Consider the following 24476-nt stretch of genomic DNA (forward strand, 5'->3'; position numbering starts at 1 on the left):
AGCGCCTTCACCTGGGCCAAAATCCCCGGAATTCAGGCGGCGGGCGGGCGTCGGACGTGTGACAAATTGCCTCGCTGCGCGCCCCATGTGGTGGTCTTGCGGCGCGGCGACGGCCTCGTCATCTCGTCACCTCACCGTCTCATCCTCTCGTCGCATCGCTCCCCGTCATGGGGGCGGGCGCCGGGCAGAAGGCCGCCCGGCCGCCGAAGAACACGAGCAGGCCGAGCGCTATCCACACGAGCTCCTTGGCGCGCTTGATGAGGACGAAGGCGGCGCCCACCGTGGCGGCGGCGGGCACGCCGAGCGCGGTCAGGAAGGCGACATAGCCGGCGTCCTGCACGCCGAGCCCGGCAGGCACCATGAAGGCGGCGGCACGGAGGAGCGCGAGGACGACCTCGAACGAGAGGACCTCGGAGAGCGAGACGTCGACCCCGAGGAGCCGGAGGAAGAAGTACGTCTCCGCCCCCTCGGCGAGCCACATCCCGAGCAGCAGCAGCGCCGCCGCCACGAGCGCCGAGCGACGCTCCCCGAGCGCGGCCGCGTGCCGGTCGGTCGCGGAGAAGGCCGCCTCTCTCGCCTCGATAGAGGCCTTCACGCGCTGGCCGGGCAGGCGCTTCAGCCAGGCGAAGATCCGCGACGCGACCGTGCCCGAGAGGAGCGCGCCCCCGAGCGCGAGCGCCACGGCGAGCAGGCCGAGCCCCGAGAGGACCACGAGCCACGGGAGCCCCGGCCCGCCGATCAGGGGGCGCGAGGCGCGCTCCAGGTGGCCAAAGCCGAGCGCGAGGGCGATCGCGACATACGCCGCGTTCGCGAGGACGATCAGCGCCCTGCGCGCCGCGATGCCGGCGACGGCCTGCGGCCCCGGGATCCCGCACCACCGGTGCAGCAGATAGAACGTGACCGACTCGGAGAGGGCGGCGCCGGCGGGGACGCTCATGGTGAGCGCCTCGGTCGACAGCGTGAGCGCGAGATACCGGGAGAACGGCGCGTGGCGGCCGGACGCGGGGTTGCGCGTGCGCGTGCCAAAGACGCGCCGGCTCGCTTCGGCCTGGAAGAGCCGCGCGACGAGGTTGGGGACGAGGGCGAGCGCCATCATCGGCGCGGACGCGGAGGCGATGAGCGCCGCGACGCCCGGGAGATCCGCGCCGCGCAGCGTGCTCCAGAGCGCCGCCGCCGCGATGGCGACCCCGAGCCACCTCAGCGCGACGGCGCCGGCGCCCGGGCGGGATCGCGCCCCGCGGAGAGGCTCATCGTGAGAATCACGGGCAGCGTCAGGGGCAAGGAGAGTCATCGCACATTCGCGCTCCGGCGCCGGCCGAGGGCCTGAGGTCGAGGGCGAGCGCTCGTATCGCGCAGGCTCGTCGCGCGCTGATGTCATGGGCGCAACGCCGCGGCGACACGTCGCGGCACGCAGCGACAACGACAAGCGCAGCGGTTCGTCGAGCTCGTCCGCTCCGGTCGAGCGCGCCCGACGCGCCCGAGCAGCCGACGAGCGCGCGGCGTGACGCCGGGATCGGCTATCTTCCTGGTTCGTTGGAGACGCGCGGGAGGGGAGAGCGGCTCCTCGGCGGGGCGGAGGGGGGCGGCCGGAAGGATGGAAGGAAGAACGAACGTGGAGACGGATCAGGACAGCATCGAGCGGCTCCGGGTGGAGAACGCCGGATTGCGAAAGGAGATCGACAGGCTCCATGAGCAGCTGGGGCGCCAGGAGGAACGGACGCGGCTGATCCTGCAGGCGGCCGGCGAGGGGTTCCACGTCGTCGGGATGAACGGCGAGATCCTCGACTGCAATCCATCCTTCGCCGGCATCGTGGGTTACGACCGGAGCGAGCTCCTGACGATGAACATCGGCCAGATCGACCCGCGGCCGCCGCACGAGGTCGTCATGGTCATCGAGGAGATCAAGGCCAGGGGGTCGCTCCGCTTCCTCGCGAGGCACCGCCACAAGGACGGCCACCTGATCGACGTCGAGGTGAGCTCTCACCTCGTCCAGAGCGGTGATGAGCAGTTCTTCTCGGCCTTCTCGCGCCCCCTCACGGAGCAGCTGAAGCGCGAGCAGGCGCTGCGCGAGAGCGAGCAGAAGTTCCGGGCGATCTTCGACGAGACGTCGATGTTCATCGGCCTGCTCACCCCGCACGGGGACCTGATCGAGTGCAACCGGAGGATGGCCGACTTCACCGGGGCGCGGCCGGGCGAAGCGCGCGGCGGGCCGCTCTGGCAGGCGCCGTTCTGGGTCGGCGGAGCGAGCGCAGGGGAGCGGATCAGGGAGTGTGTCCGCCGGGCAGCTTCGGGCGAGCCGTCCTCGTGCGAGGTGAAGATCCACGGGCCCGGCGGGCGCGTGGCGACGCTCGACCTCAAGATGAAGCCGATCCTCGACACGCTGGGCCAGAGCGTCCTCCTGATCGCCGAGGGGTACGACGTGACCGAGCTCCGGCGGGCCGAGGCGGAGCGCGCGGCGCTTCAAGCGCAGATGATCGACGCGCAGGAGGCGACCATCCGGGAGCTCTCGACGCCGCTCATCCCGCTCGACGCGGGGATCCTGGTGATGCCCCTCGTCGGACGGCTCGACCGGGTGCGCATCGAGCAGCTGCTGGAGCGCTTGCTCCAGGGGGTGGTGGCGCAGCGCGCGGCCACGGTCATCCTCGATGTCACCGGCGTGCCGGTGGTGGACGCCGAGATCGCGGACTCGCTGATCAGGGCGGCCCAGGCGGTCAAGCTGCTCGGCGCGGAGGTCATCCTCACCGGCGTCGGCCCCGAGGTGGCGCAGACGATGGTGGGCATCGGCATCGACCTCCGGGAGCTCGTCACGCTGAGCTCGCTCCAGAGCGGGCTCCACCACGCGCTGGGGCGCTCGCGCCGCGGCGGCGGGAGGAGAGCGAGCGGCCCGCGGCGCCGCGACGGGTGACGGGCTGCGGAGATCCTGGCCGGCGAGGCGTCGCCGTCAGGATCGCGCTCGGGTCAGCGGCGGATCGGCTCGGCGAGCCACCGGACCAGCGCATCGGTGTCGAGATCGAGCAGGGCGTCCTCGACCTCGCCCGGCCCGATGGCCTCTGCGCGCTCGAGGATCGAGCGCTCCTCCTCGGCGGTCGGCTGGCGCCCGACCCGCCGCGCGAAGAGGCGGCCGAGCCGCTGGGCGATGGCCTGCTGCTCAGCCTCCCGCACCGCATCGCGGCGGCGGTGGCGTCCCGGGCAAGCGGCGGCAGGACGGCGCCCGCGCGGCGCGCCGCTAGGCGGTGCGGCCGCGCGCCTCGCGGACCAGCGCCACCATCGCCTTCCGCACCTCGTCCGTCCTCGAGACCGGCGCGCCGAACGGGAGGCGCGTCGCCTTCGGCCCCGCTGGCGTGATGACGTCCAGCTCGAAGCCGTAACGATCGACCGAGGTCATCGTGGCGCCGGTGGCGTCCTTGATGCCGGCGAGGACCTTCGCGTACGCGAGGACGGCGTCGGCGTGATCGGTGTTCATGTGCTCGAGGATCCCCACGGCGTCGGCCGCGAGCGGATCGGGCTCGGCGGCCGCGTACGCGTCGGCCTCGACCCAGGACATGCGGCCGAAGCCGCCGACGTAGCGGATCGACACCGGGTCGAGCCGGTAGAAAGAAAAGTCCGTGAAATCGACGTAGTACGACGCACGCGGGTGCGTCGCGAGGAAGCTCGTCCGGGCGGCGGCCGCCTCCGCGCCTTCGAGGGGGCGGCACGGGCCGATCAGGGTCATCCGGCCGAGCGCGAGCGGGTCGGCCAGGCCCTCGGCGGGCTCGGCGAGGAGCAGCGACGCCTCGGCGCGGACCTTGAGGTTGCCTGTGTGCTCGGCGAGCGCCGAGAGCAGCAGCAGCGGGCGCCCGTGCGCGTCCACGGTGACGGCGACGAGCGAGCCGTACGGATAGCCGGCGGGATCCCGCGCGAGCGTGCACAGCGTGGCGGCGCGGGCCCGCTGCGCCAGCGTGCGGCAGCGCTCCGCGTGGCTCGGCGCCTTCGCGCCCTGGAGAGGTGGGTCCGCCGCCGGATCCGGGCCGGCGCCGGGGCGGCCGTGGTCTGTGCTCGTCGACATGGAAGGGCGGGTAGCACGCCGGGAGGGCCGGAGGAACCGGGGCCCCGCGCCGCGCGGCGCTACGACGGCAGCACCCGGAGCCGCCCGCGCTGCGCCGCTGCGTCGCGGGCGGCGGCCTCGGCCGCGCGCGGCGGCGCCGGCCGCGCCACGGCCTGCGGCCACACGGCGAAGTCCTCCGGGAGCGGCCCCGGGAGCGCCGGCTGCGCCGTCCGCTCCAGGAGCTGGAAGTCGCAGCGCGCGACGAGATCGAGCGGGAGCCCCTTGCCCGGCCCGCCCTTCGCGAACCACGCGCGCGCCGCCTGCACGTTGCGGATGAGCACGGCGTGCTGCGGGTCGCGCTTGGCGGCCGCCGTGAAGTGGTCCTGCATCGCCTGCCAGTCGCGCCGGCCCGCCGCGACGCACGCGAGCGCGTTGAGCGCGAGCCCCGGCAGCGGATGGCCGAGCTCCAGCGCGCGCGCGGCGTGCCGCTCCGCGAGGTCGAGCTGCCCCGCGTCGAGGTAGGCGACGCCGAGCTCCAGGTGCGCCGCGTGATGATCGCCGAGGAGCTCGAGGATCGCCCTGCGCTCCCCCACCCCCTCGCGGTAGAGCTCGCGCAACCCCTTGTTCTGCTCGAACCAGGCGCTCATCAGCGCCGTGTCCTCCTCCGAGGCGTCGAACGGCGTCTTGAGCTCCTGGAAGTCGCCGCGGAAATAGACGTCGCGCTGAAGCCAGCCGGCCGCCTCGGCGTCGTCGAAGTCGCGCGTGCCGGGGTAGATGGACAGGCACGAGAAGATGTACTGGTGCGGCCTCGCCGCCTCCAGGAACGCGAGCGTCTCCCGGAACGTCTCCGCCGTCTCGCCGCGGTTGCCCAGCATCATGTAGTAGCGGACCTGGATCCCGTACTTCTTCGCGAGCTCCGTCGACTCGATGATCTTCTTGACCGTGATCTTCTTGTCGATGTTCTTCAGGATGGACGGCGAGCCCGACTCGACGCCGAGGCTCAGGCGCTGGCAGCCGGCGAGGCGCATCTCGCGGAGCAGCTCCTCGCCGAGCACGTCGACGCGCGTGTCGCAGCTCCACAGGAAAGAGATCTTCCGATCGCGGATGCCGCGGCAGATCTCGATGACGCGCTTGCGGTTCGTCGTGAAGGTGTCGTCCTTGATCTGGACCATCTTCACCGGCAGCTTCGCCACGGCGGCCTCGATGGAGTCGAGCACGTAGGGCACCGACTGGCCCCGGAAGCCGCGGCCCCAGGTCGCCTCGGCGCCGCAGAACGTGCACGCCCAGGCGCAGCCGCGCGAGGTCATCACGATGTGCGTGGCGAAGTGGTCGTGCGGCGACGCGAGCGCGTCGAGCTCCTCGATCGCGGGCCGGGGCGGGCCGAGCTCGACCCGGCCGTCGACGCGGTACGCCGTGCCGGGGACGCCGAGCGCGGGCCGGCCGGCCTCGAGGCGATCGAGCAGCTCGAGGAACGAGTGCTCGCTCTCGCCGAGCGTCACCGTGTCGATCTCGGGGTGGTGCCGCAGCATCTCGGCCGCGAGCGGGGTCGCGTGCGGCCCGCCGACGACGATGTGCGCCCCGGGGTGGAGCCGCCGGATGCACCGGGCGGTGAGCGCCACGCCGCGCCGGTTGGCGGTCCAGCACGACAGGCCGAACACGTCCGCGCCGAGCTCGCGCACGACCCGCTCGACCTGCGAGAACGGGTACGACGAGAGGTTCAGCACCTTCACCTGGTGGCCCGCGCGGAGCGCCTGCGCGCCCAGCGAGAAGAGCCCGTACGGGGTCTGGTGGAAGTCCGGGTCGAGGTCGCCCTCGCGGTACTCGGCCGGCGGGCCGTCGCCGCTCGTGTCGGGCGCCTCCCCGGGCGCGGGGATCTTCCAGGGCGGTGGGTAGAGCAGCGCGATGCGCATCGATCCTGCCTTTCCGGTGCCGTCCGTCACGCGGGCGCGGCGCCGCGAGAGCGAAGCGCGCCGCCCGGGCCGTCTGCCTCGATGCTGCGCGCGCGCGCGATCCGGGCGTAGAGCTCGGCGCTGGGCCGCGGGCTGCGCTCCTGGGTCACGCGGTCGACCTCCACAAGCCCGAAGCGCGGGGCGTAGCCCTCGGCCCACTCGAAGCCGTCGAGCAGCGACCAGTGCATGTACCCGCGCACGTCGACGCCGCGCTCGATGGCCCGCGCGACCTCCGCGAGGTGCCGCACGAGGAACCGCGGGCGCTGGTCGTCGTCGGCGTCGGCGATGCCGTTCTCCGTGATGTAGATCGGGACCCGGGCGCGGGGCCACCAGGCGTCGAGCACGTAGCCGAGCCCCTCCGGGTAGATCTCCCAGCCGAGATCGCTGACCTCCGCCCCCTCGGGGACGAGCCGCCGGAGGAACCCGGCGCGCGCGTGCGCCGCCGAGAAGCGGACAAGGTCGCGGCTGTAGTAGTTCACGCCGAAGAAGTCGTGCAGGCCGCTGTCGCAGACGGCGCGCGCGAACGCGTCGTTGAACAGCCGCTCGAAGAGGGCCGCCCACATGCGGTCGGCGAGCCGCCCGAACCGCTCCGGCTCGATGACGCGCAGGTGGTGCGCGACGCCGACCGAGATGGAATGCCCGCGCCGGCCCGCGGCCTCGTGCATGGCGCGGTACATGGCGGCGTGGGCGCGGAAGAGGTTCTGGTGGGCGCGCACCGCCTCGACGGGCGAGCTCCGCGCCGGCGGCCAGACGCCGAGCAGGTGGGCCTGCAGGGCGAGCATGTTGGGCTCGTTGATGGTGACCCAGAGCTGGCACAGGTCGCCGAGCGCCTCGACGGCGCGCTCGGCGAAGCGCGAGAGGAGCGCCGGCAGCTCCAGCGAGAGCAGGCCGCCCCGCTGCGCGACCCAGCGCGGCAGGGTGACGTGATGGACGGTGACCATCGGGGTGATCCCGGCGTCCCGGTGCGCGCCGAGCACGTCCCGGTAGTGGTCCCACGTGGCCGGATCGAACTCGCCGGGCTCCCGCTCGACGCGGGCCCACTCGATGGAGAGCCGGTGCGCCCCCATACAGAGCCGCGCCTGGAGCGCGACGTCCTCGCGGAAGCGGTGCAGCTGGTCGCACGCGTCGTCCGGCGTATCGCCGCCGCGGACGCGCCCCGGCTCGCGCGCGAACGCGGCCCAGTCGCTCTGCGCGCAGTGCCCCTCGACCTGTGTGGCGGAGGCGGCAGTGCCGAACAGGAACCCGTCCGGGAAGCGCAGATCCTCACCCATGAGCGCGCATCCTACGCGAACTCGCGCCGGGCGGCTGCCTTCCGGAGCAGCCGTCCGATTGCTCGAGGGGCCGGGCGCCGGTACGCTCGGCCCGGTGTGCGCGGCGCGGTGCGTAGAGGCGGGGGGCGCGCGCCCCCGAAACAGCGCGCGAGCGCGCGCCCTCGCCGCCGCCTCGCTCGCCGCGGCGCTGCTGCACGGGGCCGCGCCGGCCCGGGCGGATGGGGTCGGCTGGGCGACGGCCCAGGCCGCCGAGCTGACGCGCCAGGCCGAGGCCCGCGCCGCGGCCGGCGAGGCCGATGTGGCGCTGCGGCGGTACCTGGAGGCGGTCCGCTTCGACGCGACCTACGGCCCGGCGTACCTGGGGCTGGGCGCGCTGTACGAGCGGGCGGGCGATCCGCGCGAGGCGGAGCGCGCGTACACGGTGGGGCTGGACCATGTGAGCGGCTTCGTCGAGGGCCACCGCGCCCGGGCGGCGCTGCGGTCGCGCGAGGGGCGGCGCGAGGAGGCGATCGCCGATCTGGAAGCGGCGGCGGCGCTCCGCGGCGACGACGGCGAGCTGCTCCAGGAGCTCGCGGCCGCGTACGTGGCGGCGGGCGCGCTGCCGGCGGCGCTCGGCGTCGCGCGGCGGCTCTCGGCGCTCGCCGCGCGGAACGGCGATCGCGCCCTCGCGGCCGCGGCGACGACGCAGGCGCGCGCGCTGTCGGTGCTGGTCGGCGAGGCCGATCCCGTGCGCGCCGGCGGCGCCGATCGCGGCCCGGTCCGGCGCGCGCTCGCGCGGCACGCCGCCGCGCCTGCGCGGGGGAGCGCGGCGGATCGGCGGCGCGAAGGGCGGTGATGCCACGACGGCGGCCCGGCGGCCGTATCGGCCACGGGGCGCGGCCAGCGGCGCGGCTCGCTTGACCTCCTATCGGACGGGCCGCATACGGCTGGAATCCCATGTCCCTCCGCGTCCCGCTCGGCATCGACGATTTCCGCCAGCTCCGCGAGTCCGGGCTGGAGTACGTCGACAAGTCCCACCTCATCCTGGAGCTCGTCGACAAAGGGGGCGTCCAGGTCGTCCTCCTCCCCCGCCCCCGACGGTTCGGCAAGACACTGAACTTATCGATGCTGCGCTGGTTCTTCGAGAAGCGGCAGGAGGACCTGTCCCACCTGTTCGAAGATCTCTCGGTATGGCGGGCCGGAGAGCGCTATCGCGAGCACTTCCAGCGGTATCCCGTCATCTACCTGACGCTGAAGGGAGCGAAACAGGAGACGTTCGAGCGCTGCTGGGCTGCCCTGCGAGAGAAGATCGTCGAGCTCTACAACCAGCACCGCCACGTGCTCGACAGCGGTCAGCTCGGGGAGGTGGAGCAGCGCCGCTACAAGGAAGTGCTGGACGGCACGGCGTCCGAGGCCGTTTATGGTCGGGCGCTCCTGGATCTGTCGAGCCACCTCCACCGCCTCCATGGCGAGCGCGTCGTGATGCTCATCGACGAGTACGACGAGCCCATCCACGCCGGGTATCTGCACGGTTATGCGCCTCGGATCCTCGACTTCATGCGCACGTTCCTCACCGAGGGGCTGAAGGGCAATCCGCACCTCCACAGGGCCGTCCTCACCGGCATCCTCCGGGTAGCGCGCGAGAGCATCTTCTCCGGGCTCAACAACGTGGTCGCCTATTCGCTCCTCCGATCGGACTTCAACACCTGCTTCGGGTTCACAGAGGTTGAGGTGGAAGCGCTGCTCGAGAAGGCGGGGCGGCGCGGCCTGCTGGAGGTGATCCGCGCCTGGTACAACGGGTACGACTTCGGCGGCGCCGTCATCTACAACCCCTGGTCGATCCTCAGCTTCCTCGAAGGGCAAGACCAGGATCCGCTCCCGTTCTGGCTCGGCACGAGCTCCAACGATCTCATCCAGAAGGTGATCGAGGAGCACGCCGTGACGCTGCAGCCCGCGCTGGAGGTCTTGATGGAGGGAGGCGAGCTCGAGCGCGTCCTCGAGGAGAACGTCGCCATCGGCGACCTCGCGCAGAACGAAGATGCGCTGTTCGGGCTGCTGGTCTTCTCGGGATACCTGCGCGCCGAGAAGCGCTCGCGCGGCCACGGGGAGCAGCCAGCGCACGCCCTGAAGATCCCGAACCGCGAGGTGCGGCTGCTCTACACGGGCACGTTCCGCCGCTGGGCGGAGGCGCGGCTCAGGCGGCAGGGCAGCAGCATGCAACGACTCCTCGCCGCGCTCCTCTCGGGCGACGCCGCGGGGTTCGAAGCGGAGCTCCAGGCGTTCGTCACCGGCGTGCTCTCGTACCACGACGCGACGAGGGTCGATCCGGAGGCGGTCTATCACGGCTTCGTCGCCGGCCTGCTCGCGGCGCTCGAGCCGGGCCATCAGGTGCGTTCTAACCGCGAATCCGGGCAAGGGCGGCCCGACGTGATGATCCGGCCGGCGCAGCCGGGCCGGCCTGGCGTCGTGCTCGAGCTCAAGGTCGCCCGCGCGCCGCGGGTCAGCCTCGAGCAGGCGCTCGACGAGGCGGTGGCGCAGATCCGGGCGCGCGACTACGCCGCCGAGCTCCGCGCGAGCGGCGCCGCGCCCATCTTCGCGCTGGCCGTCGCGTTCGACGGCAAGGTCGTCCGCGTCCGATCCGACGAGCCCGGATAACCGGGCTCCCCTGCGGCGGGCGGCCCCGGACGGGGCAGATTGTCACGATCGCCCCACTGCCCGAGGAGCAGCGCGCCGCGGATGCGAGCAGCGCGCCGGAGCCGGATCTCCGGGCGATGTCCCGCTGGCACCTCGGTTGCTGCCCTCCGCGCCGCGGCTGCACGCGCAGGCTGGCACGGGATCGGCACGGACACGCGGCGTCCAGAACCTCGGACATCTCTGCAGAGCGCGGCGGCCTGTGCCTCTCGGCCGGCCGGCGCGCCGCCCCTTGAGGGAGAAAGCGAGAACCCATGAAGGCGGTAGTGTTTCACGGCGTCGGCGACATCCGGATGGACGACGTCAAGGAGCCGAAGATCAAGGAGCCGACCGACGCGATCCTCCGGATCACGGCGAGCGCCATCTGCGGGACCGATCTCCACTTCGTCCGCGGCACGATGCCGGGGATGGTGCCGGGCACGGTCCTCGGTCACGAGGCGGTCGGCGTCGTCGAGGAGCTCGGCGCCGACGTGCGGAACCTGAAGAAGGGCGATCGCGTCGTCGTGCCCTCGACGATCGCGTGCGGCTACTGCTCGTACTGTCGCGCCGCGTACTACGCGCAGTGCGACAACGCGAACCCGAACGGCAAGCACGCGGGCACGGCGTTCTTCGGCGGCCCCGCCATGTCGGGCCCGTTCGACGGGCTGCAGGCCGAGCTCGCGCGCATCCCCTTCGCGGGCGTCGGCCTCGTCAAGCTGCCGAACGGGGTCAGCGACGACCAGGCCATCCTGCTCTCCGACATCTTCCCGACGGCGTACTTCGGCGCCGAGCTCGCCGAGATCAAGCCAGGCGACACGGTCGCGATCTTCGGCTGCGGCCCCGTCGGCCTGTTCACGATCGCGAGCGCCAAGCTCATGGGCGCGGGGCGCATCCTCGCCGTCGATCGCGTGCCCGACCGCCTCGAGATGGCGCGCGAGCAGGGCGCCGAGACCGTCGACTTCTCCGCCGAGGACCCGATCGAGGCCATCCTGCGCCTCACCGGCGGCATCGGCGTGGACCGGGCGATCGACGCCGTGGGCGTCGACGCCGAGCGCCCGCACGAAGGCCCCGCCCACAAGGAGGCAAAGCAGCAGGCCAAGGCGTTCGACCTCGAGGTCAAGCAGATCGCCCCCAACGCGCGGACCACCGGCGACGCCTTCCGCGCCGGCGACGGGCCGTCGCAGGTGCTGCAGTGGGCCGTCCGGTGCGTGGCCAAGGCGGGGACCATCGCCGTCATCGGCGTCTATCCGCAGACGTCGCGCACGTTCCCCATCGGAGAGGCCATGAACAAGAACCTCACCCTCCAGATGGGCAACTGCAATCACAGGAAGTACATCCCGAAGCTCGTCGACCTCGTGCAGACCGGCCAGGTGGATCCCACCACGATCCTCACCAAGAAAGCGCCCCTGGAGTCGGCGATCGACGCCTACAAGGCCTTCGATCGGCGAGACGCCGGGTGGGTGAAGGTCGAGCTCCGCCCGTCGCGGGCGGGGGCGCCTGCCCACCTGGACCGCGCCGTCGCGTAGTCCGGCGCCGCCTGCGCAAGGAGGCGCCGCGCCCACCCCCTGAAAGCGGCGCTCAGCTCGGCAGAGCGCTCGGATCGACGGTGCGCGGCGGCCCGGCGCGCGGCAGCTCGACGATGAACGTGGCGCCGGCGCCGGGCGCGCTCTGCACGCGGATCGAGCCGCCGTGCGCCTCCGCGATCCTGCGGCTGATGTACAGGCCGAGCCCCAGCCCGCCGTAGTGCCGGTGGGACACGGCGCGCTCGAAGCGCTCGAAGATCCACTCCTGGCGCGCCGGATCGACGCCGATCCCGTGATCCCTGACCGAGAGCCACGCCATCCCGGCCTCCTCGCCGAGGACGACCTCGATGGGCTTGCCCGCGCCGAACTTGATCGCATTGGCGAGGAGGTTCGTCACGATCTGATCGACGCGAGAGCGATCCCAGCGGCCCACGATCCGGCTGCCGTCCCGGAGCGAGACCGAGCACCCGGCGCGCTCCAGATCCAGCCTGAATCGCGCGACCACGTCGCGGGTGACCTCCCTGAGGTCGACCTCGGCGACGCTGAGCCTCAGCCGAGCCGCGTCGATCTGCGAGACATCGAGGAGCTCGCTGTTCAGGCGGGTCAGGCGCGCTCCCTGCCGCAACGCGCGGTCGACCTGCCTGCCCATGGCCTGCGGGTCGCAGAGCCGACCCGACCGGATGCCCCGATCCATCGCCTCGAGCGTGAGCGTGAGCGACGTCATCGGCGTGTTGAGCTCGTGCGTCGCCACGGTCAGGAACTCGTCCCGCATCCGGACGGCCTCCTGGGCAGCACGGTAGAGCCGCGAATTGTCGATCGCCATCGCCGCCCGGCGCGCCACTTCCTGGACGAACTCGAGATCGGCGTCCCCGTAGCGGCGCCCCGGCGCGGACGAGACGACGTTGAGCACCCCGAGCGGTTGTCCCCGCGCCACGAGCGGCACGGCGACGGAGCTACGTGCCCCGAGCTCGCGGAGGAGCCTCGCGTGCCCGTCGTCCTCGGCGTGTCGTCGGATGACTTCGTCGGAGATCTCGGGGAGCAGGAGCGGCTCACAGCTCCTGAGGACGCTGGCCGCCGGGTGGGGCGAGTCCCGGCCAGGAGGGTATCGCCGCCGTAGCTCCGCGAGCAAAGGCTCCTTCGCGGGATCTCTGTGGGCCCAGGCCGCGGGCCGGGTCGCTCCACCTTCCACGACGTCGATGATGCACCAGTCGCAGAACGATCGCACCGACAGCCGAGCGAGCCGCGACAGCGTCTCCCCATCATCGAGCGACCCGGAGAGGATCTCCCCGGCCTCGGCCAGGAAGGCCGCGCGCCGCACGGCCATCTCTGCCGCGGTCCGCGCGGACTGCTCCTTCGAGAGGAGCCGCGCGTTCTCCAGGGAGATCGCCGCCTGCGAGGCGAGGAGCGAGAGGGCGGTGAGCCGTTCCGGCGTGAACGCGCCCGCGAGGAGGTTGTTCTCGAGGAAGAGCAGGCCCACCACCTCGGCCCGCCTCAGGATGGGCACGCAGAGGAGCGATTTGGGCCGACTCCGCGCGAAGTAGGCGTCGCCGGAGAACCTGCCCGCATCGGCGGCCGCGTCGTGCAGGATGACCCGCTCCTCGGTCCGCCACACGTAGTCGACGAGCGACGAGGGGAGGCGCTGCGAGGAATCCACCGGCCCCGACTCGAGGGCGCTCACCACCGCCCCTCCTTCCTCGATCGCGGCCTCCGCTTCGATCGAGAGCCTTCCGTCCTGACTCAGGAGGATGCAGGCCCTCTGCGCGCCGCCCTGCTCGAGCACGACCTCGAGCAGCGTGCGCAGGAGCCTGTCGAGGATGATCTCGCGCGAGATGGCCTGTGAGGCCTTGGTCACCGAGAGCAGGTCGATCTGCTCGGGCCGAGCCGCGAAGGTGGCCGTGAACGGGCTGGGCCCCGGCTCGCGGAGGCGCGGGTTCTGCCCGTCGATCTGCGTCACCTTGCCGCGGGCGCCCCAGCGGGCGTAGCAGGTCCGCGCGTCGCCGAGGTAGGTGTCGGCGAACCTGTCGAACCCGTGTGCTCGGTAGAACCGAGACGCGACCTCGCAGGCGACCGCCTCGTTGTGGACGAAGCCGCTATCGCGCGCCGAGCGGATGGCCTCTTCGTAGAGGCGCTCGGCGTCGAGGAGCCGGCCCTCGATGCGCGCGATCTCGGCGGCGACCAGCGCCGCTCGGTTCCCGAAGTTCTCGGGGCAGTTCGTCGCCCATCGCTCGAGCTGGTGGTGGTGGGCGACGATGGCATTGAGGTGCCGGGGCCGCTCGTCGCTGGTCGCCGCGTCGTGGTGAGCCGCCCGCGCGAGCGCGCCATAGAAATGGTACTCCGCCGCCTCGAAGAACGCCGACGACGACGGGAGCAGCTGCTCTGCCCTCGACGCCGCCTCGATGGCGGAGGCGTGGTCGCCCGCGTAGAAGCGCGCTTGCAGCTTCCGGATCCAGTACCAGCAGGCGGCGACCGTCAGGGTGGGATCGCTCATGACGTGCTGCTCGAACCGGCCCTCGTTGAACTCCGCGTCGTTGAAGGTGGAGAAGTCCGACGAGAGGCCCCGGAGCGTCCGGATGAGCCGCCGGTTTCCGGTGTAGATGTCGACGATGAGATGGAACCTCGCCCTCCGCGCGAACTCGAGCTCTCTCTCGGCTTCGCGCTGCGCCTCGTCGAGCGGATCGCCGCCCGAGAGCAGCAGCGAGACCAGGGAGCTGCCGGTATAGGCCACATATGCGAGGTCGCCGGTCTCCTGCGCCACGTCGCGGGCGCGCCGCATGAGCTCGACGCTGGCGTGCAGGTGCCTCGTCCAGGGCAGGACCATGAACGCGAAGGTCGCGTAGACGCGGGCCTTGAAGCGGAGCAGCCCGTGCTTCTCCACCAGATCGAAGCCCAGCTTGCCGAAGCGGTACGCCGCCTGGTAGTCGCCGAAGCGCGGGCCGAGGCACGTGCTGAGGTAGACGTAGGCGAAGGACGAGGCGTCGCTGTTGCCATGCGCGATGCTGAGGTTCACGGCGCGACCCAGGATGAGGGCGAGCAGGTTGGCATCGGTGAAGAGCGCTGGCGCTATGGTCGACGTGAGGACGTCCACGGTCGCCCGCGAGGCCGGATCGGTCATCGGGGGCAGGTCGATGAGCTCCTCGATCGAGCGGCTCCCGAGCCGCTCCCATAGCCCCTCGTATTCCCGCTGGACCTCCTCGTCCGTCGGGTGCGGCGACCACGCGACGCCGACGCGCCGGAGGTATTCAAGGCACGCGCCGACAGCGCGGTCGCTCCAGTTCAGGGTCGTGAAGAGCTCAACGCGCTTGCGCGCGACGGCGGCCGCCTCGACGAGGTCCCGCGCGCGGCGCCAGAGCGCGGAGAGCCGCTCCTCCGCCGCCGGGGCGCCGGTGACGATCTCGCACTCGGCCAGGTGGAGCTCGATCGCGAAGGCGAGCTCGTACCGCGTGTCCCAGCCCTCACCTCTGAGAAGCTCGGCGGCGACCGTGAGATAGCTCAGCGCCGAGGCGTAGGCCGTGGCTCTCCTGGCGCGCTCGCCCGCCACGAGGTTGAGCTCGGCCACGCGCTCGCGCTCTTCCCGCGCCGTGATCAGCGCGGCGCCGCGGTTGAGCTGGTTCACGATCTCGAAGATCTTTTCTTCGATCTCCTCGGGCGGCGTCCGCGACGAGAGCAGACGGCCGATCCCGAGGTGCATCACCGCGCGCTCGTCCTCCGGGATGAGCGAATAGGCCGCCTCCTGGACACGGTCGTGGAGAAACTTGTACGCGCCGTCCGTGCGGACGACGAGCCCTGCGCGGACGGCCTCCCAGAGGACCGCGTGCAACACCCCCTCCGAGCGGCCATGGACGATCGCCAGGAACGCGGCCTCTGCGGTGTTTCCCAGACAGGCGAGCTGCTTCACTGCTTCCTGGGTGCTGGCAGGGAGCCGCATGAGCTTCCCGACCATCAGGGCCACCACGTTGTCGGTGAAGCCCTTGGCGCGGATCTTCGTGACGTCCCACCGCCAGGCCTCTGCGTAGACGTCGAACTCGATCAGGCGCTCCTCGTGGAGCGCCATGAGAAACTGGATCGCAAAGAAGGGATTGCCGGCCGTCTTCTCGTGGACGAGATCCGAGAGCGGCGCGGCGTCCTCGCGGCGGCAGTGGAGCGTGTCGCTGACGAGCGCGGCGAGGTGCTCGCGGGAGAGCGGGCCAAGCACGATCTCCCGGACGCTCGCGCCCCCCTTCCTCATCTGATCGAGCGCCAGCGTCAGCGGGTGGGAGCGGGTCACCTCGTTGTCGCGGTAGGCACCGATGACGAGCAGACACCGCGTCTCGGGGTGCGTCATCAGGTCTTCGAGGAGCCTGAGGCTCGCGGGATCGGCCCACTGGAGATCGTCGAGAAAGAGCGCGAGGGGGTGCTCCTTCCGGGTGAATACCCCGATGAAGCGCCGGAACACGACGCGGAACCGGCTCTGCGCCTCGGCCGGCGGCAGCGCGGCGACCGGCGGCTGCCGCCCGATGACGAGCTCGACCTGCGGGATCACGTCCACGATGAGCTGTCCGTTGACCCCGAGGGCGGCGAGCAGCCGCTCCCGGACGACCGCGATCCGGTCCTCGCTCTCGGCGAGGAGCTCGAGCGCAAGCTCCCGGAGGGCCTGGACGATCGTCGAGTACGGGATATCGCGCGTGAGCTGATCGAACTTCCCCGAGAGGAAGAATCCCCGCGCGCGGACGATCGGCTTGTGCAGCTCGCTCACCAGCGCAGACTTGCCGATCCCGGAATAGCCCGAGACCAGGACGATCTCCGGGGCTCCGGTGCCGACCACGCGCTCGAACGCGGACAGCAGCGCGGCGACCTCGTCCTCGCGGCCATAGAGCCTCTGAGGGATCTGGAAGCGGCCGGAGACGTCGCGCTCGGCCAGGGGGAACGGCTCGAGCCTGCCGTTGGCCCGGAGCTCGGCCAGGCACCGCTCGAGGTCATGGTGCAGGCTGCTCGCGGTCTGGTAGCGATCCTCCGCCATCTTGGCCAGGAGCTTCAGGACGATCGCAGAGAGGATCTCGGGCAGCTCCGGGACCAACGCGGAGGGCGGCCGCGGCTCGCGGGCAACATGGCAGTGCACCCACTCCGGTGGGTCCCGCGCCTCGAACGGCAGGCGCCCGGTGAGCATCTCGTAGAAGGTGACGCCGAGCGCATAGAGGTCGGCGCGGCTGTCGATCGCCCGGTTCATGCGGCCTGTCTGCTCCGGAGACAGGTACGGCAACGAGCCCTCGATGAGCCCGGGAGACCCCGCCGGCGGCTGCTCGCGGGAGAGGCGGGACGCGAGGCCGAAGTCGGTGAGCTTGACCTGGCCGGTGGCCGCGTTGACGAGGAGGTTCTGGGGCTTGAGATCCTTGTGGAGGATGCCTTGCGCGTGGAGCGCCGCCACGCCGGCCACGATACGGACCGCGAGGTCGAGGAACCGCTCGGTTGGCATCGGCGCGCCGATGAAGTGATCGAGCGACTCGCCGCCGAAATCCTCCATGACGAGCGCCGGCAGCCCCTCATACGTCTCGAGGGCGAGCGGCGTCACGACGGCCTCGTGATTCAGCATCTTGCCGATCGCGTACTCGTTCTTCAGGCGCTCGACGTCCTGCGGGCGGCTGCGCTTCGGGTCGATGATCTTCAAGATCACCGAGCGGCCATCGGAGCGCCGGACCGCGCGGTGCACGCTGGTCCTCAGGCCCTCGTGGAGGGTCTCGATGATCGTGTATGGCGAGGCGGTGCTCATCCCCATGGGGAAGGCACTCCGTGAAGCGCCGGCGCCCGGCGGCCTGGCGGCCCCTGGGGGCTGCCGTCGGCGCCGGAGCGCTCGAGTCCGCGCGCCTCGCCGAGACGACGCAGCCACACGACCGGCGTGAGCGCATGACGCCCGCCGGGGACCGCATTCTCTGCCACGGCCTCCCACGATCGTGTCACCCCAGCACCCCCTCTATCGATAGGTACCACGGGTCAGGCCCGGCAGTTCCGCGGTGCACGTCGCGGGCCCCGACGAGCAGGGACCTCCCCACTCGGGTGATCCTGACCACCACGCGCATGACGGGCAAGGGCGTCGCGGGGTAGCCTCCCGGCCATGAGCGGACCACGACCTGCCGCCCGCGCCGCCCGCCCCAACCCGTCCGCCCGCGCCGACCCCGCCGCCCGCCCTGACCCCGGCGTTGCGCCTACCGCCCGCGCCGTCGATCGCGGCGCCGCTCCCTCCGCCGAGCGCCGCCTCGACCCCGCCGACCGCGCCCGCGCCGCGCTGCGCGCCGGGCGCATCGCGGCGCTGACAGCCGGCGGCCTCGCCCTCGGCAAGCTCGTCGCCGGCCAGCTCGGCCAGTCGATGGCCGTGACCGCGAGCGCCGTCGACTCGCTCACGGACCTGTTCGCCTCCTCGGCCAACGCCCTCGCCATCCAGCTGGCCCACGCCGCGCCCGACCGCTCGCACCCGTTCGGCCACGCGAAGATCGAGACCCTCGCGACCGCCGGTCAGGGCCTGCTCATCGGCGGCTCGGGGGTCTACCTGCTCATCGAGGGGATCCGGCGGCTGCTCGCGCCCGAGCCGCTCCGCCTCGCCGCCGTCACGCTCGGCGCGATGGCCGCCGCCGCGCTCATCACCGCGGCGCTCGTGGCCTACCTCGGCCGGGTCGCCGCGCGCACCGGTTCGAGCGCCATCCAGGCCGACGCCGTCCACTACCGCACCGACATCGCCGCGAACCTCGCCGTCCTCGCCGGCGTCGCCCTCACCTACGCGACGGGCTTCTCCCGCATCGACGGCGTCCTCTCGGTCGCGGTCGCCGTCTACATCCTCACGTCCGCGGGGACCCTCCTCCGGCTCGGCGTGCGCGACCTCATCGACACGAGCGCCCCAGAGGAGCGCGTCGGCGCCATCGCGGCCGCGCTCGACGCCATGCGCGCGCGCGGCGAGCTCCTCGGCCACCACAGGCTGCGCACGCGGATCGCCGGGCGCACGCTGTTCGTGGAGGTGCACATCGAGCTCCCGGGCGACCTCCCCCTCGCGCGCGCGCACGCGACCAGCGACCGCGCGCGCGACGCCATCCTCAGCATCGAGCCCGACGCAGAGGTGCTCGTGCACATCGACCCCGAGCGCGACGAGCCGGCGTGAGGGCCCCCGGCGGCGCCGCTCAGCCCGGCTGGGCGCGCGGCCCGGCCCCGGGCGGCGGCCCGGCCCGCGGCAGCTCGACGACGAACGTCGCCCCGGCGCCGAGCGCGCTCTCGACGTGGATCGAGCCGCCGTGCGCCTCCGCGATCCTGCTGCTGATGTACAGGCCGAGCCCCAGCCCGCCGTAGTGCCTGTCCGACACCGCGCGCTCGAACCGCTCGAAGATCTGCCCCTGGCGCGCCGGGTCGATCCCGATCCCGTGATCCCGCACCGAGAGCCGCGCCATCCCCGCCTCCTCGCCGAGGGAGATCTCCACCGGGTTGCCCGCGCCGAACTTGATCGCGTTGGCGAGCAGGTTCGAGACGATCTGGTCCACGCGAGAACCATCCCAGAGGCCCACGACCCGGCCGCACTCCCGCAGCGAGACCGCACACCCGGCGCGCACCAGATCCAGCTTGAACCGCGCGAGCACGTCGCGGACCACCTCCCCGAGATCGACCTCCGCCACATCGAGCCTCAGCCGAGCCGCGTTGATCCGCGAGACGTCGAGCAGCTCGCTGTTCAGGCGGGTCAGGCGCGCCGCCTGCCGCAGCGCGCGGTCGACCTGCCGGCCCATGGCCTGCGGATCCCAGGTTCGACCCGATCGGAGGGTCCGTTCCATCGCCTCGAGCGTGAGCGTGAGCGACGTCATCGGCGTGTTGAGCTCGTGCGTCGCCACGGTCAGGAACTCGTCCCGCGCGCGGATGGCCTCCTGGGCGGCGCGGTAGAGCCGCGCATTGTCGATCGCGATCGCCGCCCGGCGCGCCACCTCCTGCACGAGCTCGAGATCCGCATCCTCGTAGCGGCGCTCCGGCACGGACGAGACGATGCTCAGGGCCCCGATCGGTTGTCCCCGCGCCACGAGCGGCACCGTGATGGCACTCGCGGTCCCTAGCTCTCGGAGGAGCCTCACGTGCCCGTCGTCCTCGCAATGCTCCCGGAGGATGGCCTCCGAGAGCTCGGGGAGCAGGAGCGGCTCACCGCTGCGCAGGACGGTGGCCGCGGGATGGGGCGAGTCCCGGCCAGGAGGATAGCGCCGCTCCAGCTCCTGGATCAACGACTCCAGCGTGGGATCTCGGTGCGCCCAGGAGATTCGCCGGATCTCTCCACCTTCCACGACATCGATGACGCACCAGTCGCAAAGCGATCGTACCGAGAGCTGCGCGATACGCGACAACGTCTCGCCATAATCGAGCGACCCGGAGAGGATGTCCCCGGCCTCGGCCAGAAAGGCCGCGCGGCGCTCGGCCGCCTCGGCCGCGGTCCGCGCGGCCTGCTCGTTCGCGAGCAGCCGCGCGTTCTCCAGGGAGATCGCTGCTTGTGTGGCGAGCAGCGAGAGGGCGGTCAGCCGCTCCGGCGTGAACGCGCCCTCGACGAGGTTGTTCTCGAGGTAGAGCAGGCCCACCACCTCGCCCTGCCTCAGGATGGGCGCGCAGAGCAGCGACCTGGGCCGATGCCGCGCGAAGTAGCCATCGCCGGAGAACTTGCCCGCGTCCGCGGCGGCATCGCGCAGGATGACACGCTCCTTCGTCCGCTGAACGTAGCGGACGAGCGACATGGGGACGCGCCGCGAGCCATCCTCCGCCCTCGGCGGGAGGAGGGTCGTCGCCGCCCCTCTCTCTTCGAGGGTGGCCTCCGCCTCGATGAAGAGGCGCCCGTCCTGGTACAGGAGGAAACATACCCTCTGCGCGCCGCCCTGCTCGAGGACGACCGCGAGCAGCGCGCGCAACAGCTTGTCGAGGACGAGCTCGCTCGACAGGGTCTGCGATGCCTTGGTCACCGAGAGCAGGTCGAGCTGCTCGGACCGCACCGCGAAGGAAGCGGTCGGGGCGAGCGGCGTCTTGTCCCAGAGGTGCGGATGTTGCTGGTCGATCTGCTTGACCTTGCCGTCCGCCCCCCAGCGGTCGTAACAGGCGCGGGCCTCGCGGAGGTACGTGTCGGCGATCAGGTCGAACCCTCGCGTCCGGTAAAACCTCGACGCGATCTCGTGGGCGAGCGCCTCGTTGTGGGCAAAACCGCTCTCGCGCGCGGAGCGGATGGCCTGCTCGTAAAGATGCTCCGCCTTGTCCCATTCGCCGCCGATGCGCGCAATCTCGGCGCCGACCAGCGCCGCGCGATCGCGGAAGTTCTCCGGGCAGCTCGAGGCCCAGACCTGGAGCTGATGGTGGTGGGCGACGAGCGCCGCGAGGTGCTGCGACCGCTCGTCGGCGGATGGAGGTGCCGCGTCGTGGCGCGCCGCCCGCGCGAGCGCACCATAGAAATGGTATTCGGTGAGCGCGAGGAACACCGGCGACGTCCGGAGGAGCCGCTGTGCCTTCGCCCCGGCCTCGAGGGCAGAGGCGTAATCACCCGCGTGGCACCGCGCCTGCAGCTTGTGGAGCCAGTACCAGCCCGCGGCGATCGAGAGGCGCGGATCGCGCTCGAGGCGCCGCTCGAACCGGCCCTCGTCGAAGTCATCCTCGTTGAAGGAGCCGAGGACCGGCGAGAGCCCCCGGAGCGTCCGGATGAACCTGAGCTGTCCGGTGATGAGGTCGACGACGAGGCCGAACTTCGCCTTCCGCGTGAACGCGAGGGCTACCTCGGCCTCTCGCTGCACCTCGCCGAGCGGATCTCCCTCCGTGAGGAGGAGCGTCACCAGGACGGCGGACAGATAGGACGAATACGTGAGATCGCCGGTCTCCTGCGCCGCGTGAAAGCCGCGTCGTAATGGTTCGAGGCTGGTGCGTACGTGCCTCGTCCATGGGTTGATGGTGTACCAGAAGACGAAATAGACACGGGCCTTGAAGCGGACTATCGCGCGCTTCTCCATCAGATCGAGGCCGAGCTTGCCGAAGCGAAACCCCGCCTGATAATCGCCGAAGTGCGATCCGAGGAGCGAGCCGAGCCGGACGTAGGCGAGGCATGATGCGTCGCAGTTGCCATGCTCGAGGCTGAGGTTCACCATGCGAGCGATCAGGAGGCTCAGCAGGTTCTTGTCGGAGAACAAGGCCGGCACATCGCACGACGAGAGGACGTCCATGGTCGCGCGGCAGTCCGGGTCGGTCATCGTGGGCAGATCGAGGAGCTCCTCGAGCGGGCGGCTCCCGACCCTTCGCCACATCCGCTCGTATTCCTGCTGGACCTCCGCGTCCGTCGGGTGCGGCGGCCACGCGACGCCGACGCGCCGGAGGTACTCGAGGCACGCCTCCACGCTGCGGTCGCTCTGATCCAGGGTCGTGTAAAGGGCCATGCGCACGCACGTGACGGCGGCGAAGTCGACGACGTTCCGCGCGCGGCGCGAGAGCATGGCCAGCCGCTCCTCGGCTGTCGGCAGCTCGCCGGTCAGGTACTCGCACTCGGCCCGGTAGAGCTCGAGCGCGAAGGCGAGCTCGTAACGAAGCGACCAGCTCTCCTCGGTGAGGAGCGCCGCGCCGGCGGCGACGTACGCCAGCGCCGAGGCGTAGGCGGTCGACCCCTTGGCGCGCTTGCCCGCCACGAGGTTGAGCTCGGCGACCCGTTCACGCTCGCCCCGCGACGTGATGAGCCCGGCGCCGCGGTTGAGCTGGTTCACGATTTCGAAGATCTTCTCCTCGAGCTTCTCGGGCGGCGTATGCGACGCGAGCAGCCGGCCGATCCCGAGGTGCATTTCCGCCCGCTCGCCTTCGGGGATGAGCGAATAGGCCGCCTCCTGGACGCGGTCGTGGAGGAACTTGTACGCGCCGTTCAAGCGAAAGATGAGCCCCTCATGAACTGCGTCCCAAAGATCCGTGTGCACGTCCTCCTCCGAGCCGCCCTGAACGGTCGTCAGGAGGGTGACCTCCACGGTGCCTCCCAGACAGGCGAGCTGCGTCAGCGCTCTCTGGGTGCGCCGGAGGAGCCGCGCGAGCTTGCCGACCATCAGGTCGACCACGTTGTCCGTGAACCCCTTCGCGCGGATCTTCGCCACGTCCCACCGGAAGGCCGCGGCGCGCTCGTCGAACGCGATCAGCCGCTCTTCGTGCAGCGCGGAGAGGAACTGGATCGCGAAGAACGGGTTGCCAGCCGTCTTCTCGTAAACGAGGTTCGAGAGCGGCGCGGCGTCCTCGCGGCGGCAGCGAAGCGCATCGCTGACGAGCGCGGCGAGGTGGTCCCGGGAGAGCGGGCCGAGCACGATGTCCGTGATGCGCGCCCCCTCCTTCCGCGCCTGGTCGAGCGCCCGCACGAGCTGATGCGAGGGGGTCACCTCGTTGTCGCGGTACGCGCCGACGACGAGGAGATATGGCGTTTCGGGGTGCGTCACCAGATCATGAAGGAGCCCGAGGCTCGCAGCATCGGTCCACTGCAGATCGTCGAGGAAGAGCGCGAGGGGGTGCTCCTTCCGGGCGAACACCCCGATGAAGTGCCGGAACACGACGCGGAACCGGTTCTGCGCCTCCGCCGGCGGGAGCTCAGAAACCGGCGGTTGCCGGCCGATGACGAGCTCGAGCTGAGGGATGACCTCCACGATGAGCTGTCCGTTGATCCCGAGGGCGCCGAGCAGCCGCTGCCGGATGTCCGCGATCCGGTCCTCGTCCTCGGCGAGGATCTCCAGCACGAGCTCCCTGAAGGCCTGGACGAGCGTGAAGTACGGGATGTCGCGCTTGTATTGATCGAACTTCCCCCAAAGAAAGAGCGCTCGCTCCCGGACGATCGGCTTGTACAGCTCGTGGACCAGCGCCGACTTGCCGATGCCCGCATAGCCTGAGACCAGGACGAGCTCGGGGGCTCCCGTGCCTGCCACGCGCTCGAACGCGCGCAGCAGCACGGCCACGTCCTCCTCGCGGCCATAGAGCTTCTGAGGGATCGCGAAGCGATCGGAGACGTCGCGCTCGGCCAGGGGGAATGGCTCGATCCGGCCGGTGGCTCGCCACGCCGAGAGGCACCGCTCGAGGTCGTGCTGGAGCCCGCGCGCGGTCTGATAGCGATCCTCCGCCATCTTCGCCAGGAGCTTCAGGACGAGCGCCGAGACGACCTCGGGCAGCTCCGGGGCGAGCGCGGAGGGCGGCGGCGGGACGCGGGCGACGTGACAGTGCACCCACTCGAGCGGGTCCCGCGCCTCGAACGGCAGGCGCCCGGTGAGCATCTCGTGGAACGTGATCCCGAGCGCATAGAGATCGGTGCGGCTGTCGATCGCCCGGTTCATCCGCCCCGTCTGCTCCGGAGCCAGGTACGGCAAGGAGCCCTCGATGAGCCGGGGAGGCCCCGCCGGCGACTGCTCGCGGGAGAGGCGGGACGCGAGGCCGAAGTCGGCGAGCTTGACCTGACCTGTGGCCGCGTTGACGAGGATGTTCTGGGGCTTGAGATCCTTGTGGATGACGTCCCGCTGGTGGAGCTCCGCCACCCCGGCGACGATACGAACCGCGAGCTCGAGGAACCGATCGACCTTCATGGGGGCGCCGAGCAAGCGGTCGAGCGACTCACCGCCGAAATCCTCGACGACGAGCGCCGGCAGCCCCTCGTACGTCTCGAGGGCGAGCGGCGCCACGATGGCCTCGTTGCTCAGCGCCTTGCCGATCGCATACTCGTGCTTCAGGCGCTCGATGTCCTTCGGGCGGCTGCGCCTCGGGTCGAGGACCTTCAGGATCACCGGGCAGCCATCGGCGCTCCGGACCGCGCGAAGCAGGCGGGTACTTTGGCCCTCGTGGAGGATCTCGGTGATCGCGTACGGGGAGGCCGGGCTCACCTCCATGGGGAAGAAACGCCATGGATCGCTGGCGCCCGGCGGCTCCGTGGAACAGGAGAGCTGTCGACGCCGGAACGGTCGCGTCCGCGCGCCTGGCCGAGGCGACGCAGCCGCACGGCCGGCGTGAGCACACGGCGCAGGCCGCGCACCGCAGTCCCTGTCACGGTCTCCCGCCGTCGTGCCACCCGAGGCCCCCTATCGGTAGATACCACGGCTGAGGCCCA

Annotated in this window: 12 protein-coding genes; 5 read left to right on the plus strand and 7 right to left on the minus strand. The window is 71.6% G+C overall.

The window, feature by feature from the left end; translation table 11 throughout:
* Positions 1-139: 139 nt before the first annotated feature.
* On the minus strand, positions 140-1291 hold the full coding sequence (locus WME97_RS23065; protein WP_437554904.1) for a lysylphosphatidylglycerol synthase domain-containing protein: 1152 nt from the start codon (positions 1289-1291) through the stop codon (positions 140-142).
* 321 nt (positions 1292-1612) lie between these two features.
* On the opposite strand from WME97_RS23065, the gene WME97_RS23070 reads away from it, so the two are divergent.
* Entirely contained in the window at positions 1613-2905 is a 1293-nt protein-coding gene (locus WME97_RS23070) for a PAS domain S-box protein (RefSeq protein ID WP_437554905.1), read from the plus strand.
* Positions 2906-2958: 53 nt separating this feature from the next.
* Here WME97_RS23070 and WME97_RS23075 read toward each other — a convergent pair whose 3' ends face one another.
* The 4 genes from WME97_RS23075 to WME97_RS23090 all read right to left on the minus strand — a co-directional run bounded on the left by WME97_RS23075 (position 2959) and on the right by WME97_RS23090 (position 7244).
* On the minus strand, positions 2959-3162 hold the full coding sequence (locus WME97_RS23075; protein WP_437554906.1) for a hypothetical protein: 204 nt from the start codon (positions 3160-3162) through the stop codon (positions 2959-2961).
* A gap of 64 nt (positions 3163-3226) precedes the next feature.
* Positions 3227-4045 carry a HugZ family protein gene (locus tag WME97_RS23080; RefSeq protein WP_437554907.1) on the minus strand — a complete coding sequence of 273 codons (819 nt, stop codon included), beginning with the start codon at positions 4043-4045 and terminating at the stop codon, positions 3227-3229.
* Between the two features lie 59 nt (positions 4046-4104).
* Entirely contained in the window at positions 4105-5934 is a 1830-nt protein-coding gene (locus WME97_RS23085; RefSeq protein ID WP_437554908.1) for a radical SAM protein, read from the minus strand.
* A 26-nt stretch (positions 5935-5960) separates the two neighbouring features.
* Positions 5961-7244: a glycoside hydrolase family 1 protein gene (locus WME97_RS23090; protein ID WP_437554909.1), complete on the minus strand. Its 1284-nt coding sequence runs from the start codon at positions 7242-7244 to the stop codon at positions 5961-5963.
* Positions 7245-7302: 58 nt separating this feature from the next.
* On the opposite strand from WME97_RS23090, the gene WME97_RS23095 reads away from it, so the two are divergent.
* The 3 genes from WME97_RS23095 (at position 7303) to WME97_RS23105 (ending at position 11419) form a co-directional block, all read left to right on the plus strand.
* A complete protein-coding gene (locus tag WME97_RS23095) occupies positions 7303-8079 on the plus strand; it encodes a tetratricopeptide repeat protein (RefSeq protein ID WP_437554910.1) in 777 nt (258 codons plus the stop codon).
* Between the two features lie 101 nt (positions 8080-8180).
* Positions 8181-9878 carry an AAA family ATPase gene (locus tag WME97_RS23100; protein ID WP_437554911.1) on the plus strand — a complete coding sequence of 566 codons (1698 nt, stop codon included), beginning with the start codon at positions 8181-8183 and terminating at the stop codon, positions 9876-9878.
* A 290-nt stretch (positions 9879-10168) separates the two neighbouring features.
* Positions 10169-11419 (plus strand): zinc-dependent alcohol dehydrogenase, encoded by a 1251-nt coding sequence (locus tag WME97_RS23105; RefSeq protein WP_437554912.1) that lies wholly within the window; start codon positions 10169-10171, stop codon positions 11417-11419.
* Positions 11420-11471: 52 nt separating this feature from the next.
* Here the strand turns inward: WME97_RS23105 and WME97_RS23110 are convergent, their stop codons facing one another.
* Positions 11472-17165 (minus strand): sensor histidine kinase, encoded by a 5694-nt coding sequence (locus WME97_RS23110; protein ID WP_437554913.1) that lies wholly within the window; start codon positions 17163-17165, stop codon positions 11472-11474.
* A gap of 336 nt (positions 17166-17501) precedes the next feature.
* Here WME97_RS23110 and WME97_RS23115 point away from each other — a divergent pair, with 336 nt between their 5' ends.
* Positions 17502-18536 (plus strand): cation diffusion facilitator family transporter, encoded by a 1035-nt coding sequence (locus WME97_RS23115; protein ID WP_437554914.1) that lies wholly within the window; start codon positions 17502-17504, stop codon positions 18534-18536.
* 19 nt (positions 18537-18555) lie between these two features.
* Here WME97_RS23115 and WME97_RS23120 read toward each other — a convergent pair whose 3' ends face one another.
* The gene (locus tag WME97_RS23120) at positions 18556-24258 is read right to left on the minus strand and encodes a sensor histidine kinase (RefSeq protein ID WP_437554915.1); all 5703 of its coding nucleotides are present in this window, start codon (positions 24256-24258) and stop codon (positions 18556-18558) included.
* Positions 24259-24476 lie beyond the last annotated feature (218 nt).

The sequence above is a fragment of the Sorangium sp. So ce367 genome (genome assembly GCF_051520455.1).
In the GTDB taxonomy this organism is placed as follows: Bacteria; Myxococcota_A; Polyangia; order Polyangiales; family Polyangiaceae; genus Sorangium; species Sorangium cellulosum_B.